Origin of the sequence: Klebsiella sp. Ech2A (genome assembly GCF_030078455.1) — a bacterium.
GTDB lineage: Bacteria > Pseudomonadota > Gammaproteobacteria > Enterobacterales > Enterobacteriaceae > Klebsiella > Klebsiella terrigena.
Map to the genome: position 1 here is coordinate 1 of NZ_JAQGFU010000337.1, position 2,688 is coordinate 2,688.

General features: G+C 64.6%; 2 protein-coding genes and 2 pseudogenes. 1 reads left to right on the plus strand and 3 read right to left on the minus strand.

The window, feature by feature from the left end:
- Together PFH44_RS26545 and PFH44_RS26550 are read right to left on the minus strand one after the other, a co-directional pair.
- A partial coding sequence (locus PFH44_RS26545; RefSeq protein WP_283826689.1) for an AAA family ATPase occupies positions 1-1,144 on the minus strand: 1,144 nt, incomplete at its 3' end.
- Positions 1,141-1,275 (minus strand): annotated as a pseudogene (locus tag PFH44_RS26550) (exonuclease subunit SbcD); the annotation flags it as partial. The pseudogene PFH44_RS26550 and the gene PFH44_RS26545, both read right to left, overlap by 4 nt.
- Here PFH44_RS26550 and PFH44_RS26555 point away from each other — a divergent pair.
- Positions 1,267-2,151 (plus strand): annotated as a pseudogene (locus PFH44_RS26555) (SbcC/MukB-like Walker B domain-containing protein); the annotation flags it as partial. The pseudogenes PFH44_RS26550 and PFH44_RS26555 overlap by 9 nt on opposite strands.
- A gap of 69 nt (positions 2,152-2,220) precedes the next feature.
- Here PFH44_RS26555 and PFH44_RS26560 read toward each other — a convergent pair.
- The coding region (locus PFH44_RS26560; protein WP_283826690.1) for an ROK family protein at positions 2,221-2,688 on the minus strand (468 nt) is incomplete at its 5' end.

Here is a 2,688-nt window from a genome sequence, read left to right on the forward strand (position 1 = left end):
GCTGCTGCGCGTCGCGCGCCTGCTGCTGGAACGCCGCCCGCCAGCCTGCCAGGGCATTGCCCCACTGACGATAGCGGTCGTTGGCCTTCAGCCATTCGGCGAGCGATTTCTGGGTTTGCTGCAGCTGGCTCGTTTGCTGCTGCGCCGCGAGACGAATGCCCGCCCGCAGCCGCAGCCGATCGTGTAAGCGAGTATTTACTTCTTCCACCTGGCGGCGGGTCTGCGCCAGCGCCTCGGTCTGCTCCTGCTGTCGGGTCCACAGCGGACGCAGCTGGTCGGCAGGCTGCGCCTGCTGCAGCGCCGCCAGCTGCGGCTGGGCCTGCTCCAGCGCCTGCTGCGCCTCGCGCAGTCGCGCCGCGGTCTGGATCTCGTCGCGGCTTAGCTCCTGCTGGCGCAGCAGCCATTGCAGCGTATTTTGCTCCCGCGCCTGCTCGGCGAGGCGCTGCTGTTCTTCAGCAGTAAGTACTTGCAAACTTTGCTGCAGCGCCTGCTGCTGCTCGTCGCTTAGCAGCAGAACGCCGGAGGCCTGGGCCTGCAGCTTTTCCAGCTCGCTGCGGGCGAGCTTGTGCTTTTCAAACACCAGGGCGGAGATCTGACCGTAAATTTCGGTGCCGGTGAGCTCCTCCAGCAGCTCCGCGCGCTCTTTGGGTTTGGCGTTAAGAAAGGCGGCGAACTGGCCCTGGGAGAGGAGCATCGAGCGGGTAAAGCGGCCGTAATCGAGGCCAGTGAGCGAGGCGGTCATCTCCAGCTTGTCTTTGACTTTGTCGGCCAGGATTTGCCCATCGTCGCAGCGGGCCAGCTCGACGCGGGGCGCCTGCAGGTTGCCGTCGGGCTGGTTGCGCGCGCGGTTCTGGCTCCAGAAGGCGCGGTAGGCGGTGCCTTTGACCTCAAACTCAACTTCTGCCAGGCATTCGGCGGTATTGCGGGTCATCAGATCGTTTTGCGATTGCGACACGCTGCTCAGACGCGGCGTTTCGTGGTACAGCGCGAGGCAGATAGCGTCCAGCAGCGTCGTTTTCCCGGCCCCCGTCGGCCCGACGATCGCGAACAGTCCGTTGCTGGCGAAGGGTTCGGCGGTGAAATCAATTTTCCACTCGCCTTTTAGCGAATTAAGGTTTTTAAGACGCAGGCTCAGAATTTTCACAGGTGCTCCTCACCGTTCAGGGCGTGCAGCGTTTCGTTAAACAGCTGCTCGAGGCGCTGCTGCTGCGGCTCTTCGAGATCCTCCAGCGCCAGGCGACGGGCAAAAACCTCCTCAACCCGCAGTTCGCCGCCGCCCTCGCCGCCAGCCCCTTTGCCGACCGGCAGGCGTTTCTCGACGCCCTGCTCGACGAAGAGACCCGCCAGCGCCTGGAGCAGCTCAGGCAGACGCTGGAAAATACGCTCCAGCAAAACGGCGCTCTCGCCCTGCGGGCCCGGGAGGCGCTGGCGCAGCATCGACAGCAGCCGCCGGCGGAGGCCGACATCGCCCAGCCGATGGAAGAGGTCGAGGCCCGCTTACGGCAGCTGGCCCCTCTGCTGCGGGAAAACAGCGCCCGTCAGGGGGAGATCCGCCAGCAGCTGAAGCAGAACGCCGAGAACCAGCAGCGCCAGCAGGCGCTGCAGCAGGAGATCGCGCTCGCCGCGCAGCAGATGGAGGACTGGGCGTGGCTCAATTCGCTGATTGGCTCGAAAGAAGGCGATAAATTCCGTAAATTTGCCCAGGGGCTGACGCTGGATAACCTTGTCTGGCTGGCTAATCATCAGCTCAACCGCCTGCACGGTCGCTATCAGCTGCAGCGCAAGGCCAGCGAAGCGCTGGAGCTGGAGGTGGTCGATACCTGGCAGGCGGACGCGGTGCGCGATACCCGCACCCTCTCCGGCGGCGAAAGCTTCCTCGTCAGCCTTGCGCTGGCGCTGGCGCTATCCGATCTGGTGAGTCATAAAACGCGCATTGATTCGCTGTTCCTTGACGAAGGATTCGGTACGCTCGATAGCGAAACGCTGGATACCGCGCTGGACGCGCTGGATGCCCTCAACGCCAGCGGCAAGGCGATCGGCGTGATTAGCCACGTCGAAGCGATGAAGGAGCGTATCCCGGTGCAGATCAAGGTGAAAAAAATCAACGGGCTGGGATACAGCCGTCTCGATAAGGCCTACGCGGTGGAGTAAAACGCCAACCGGCCTCCCGGCAGCGCGGTGCCGCCGGGAAGCCGGAGTCGAGTGCCTCTCCTCAGCCGCCTACAGCGGCCACAGCCAGGCCGCGCCGCGCACGCCGCTGGAGTCACCGTGCAGCGCTTTACGGATCGGCGTTTCACACTCGCCGCCAAACACCCACCCTTTCACCAGCGCGGGCACCGTCTGGTACAGGCGCTCGACGTTGCTCATTCCGCCGCCAAGCACGATAACGTCCGGGTCGAGGATATTCACCACGTGGGCCAGCGACTTTGCCAGCCGCATCTCGTAGCGGCTCAGCGCCAGCTCCGCCAGCGGGTCCTGCTCGCCGACCCGCTGCACGATCTCGCTGCCCTTTAACGGCTGGCCGCCCAGACGCCGATAGTCGGTGGCAAAGCCGGTGCCGGAGATAAAGGTTTCAATACACCCCTGCTTTGCGCAGTAGCACGGAACCTCCGCGCGATAGCGCAGCTCGTCCTCATCCATCCACGGCAGCGGGTCGGCGAGCAGGACCCGCTGGCGGAGCTGGCGCTG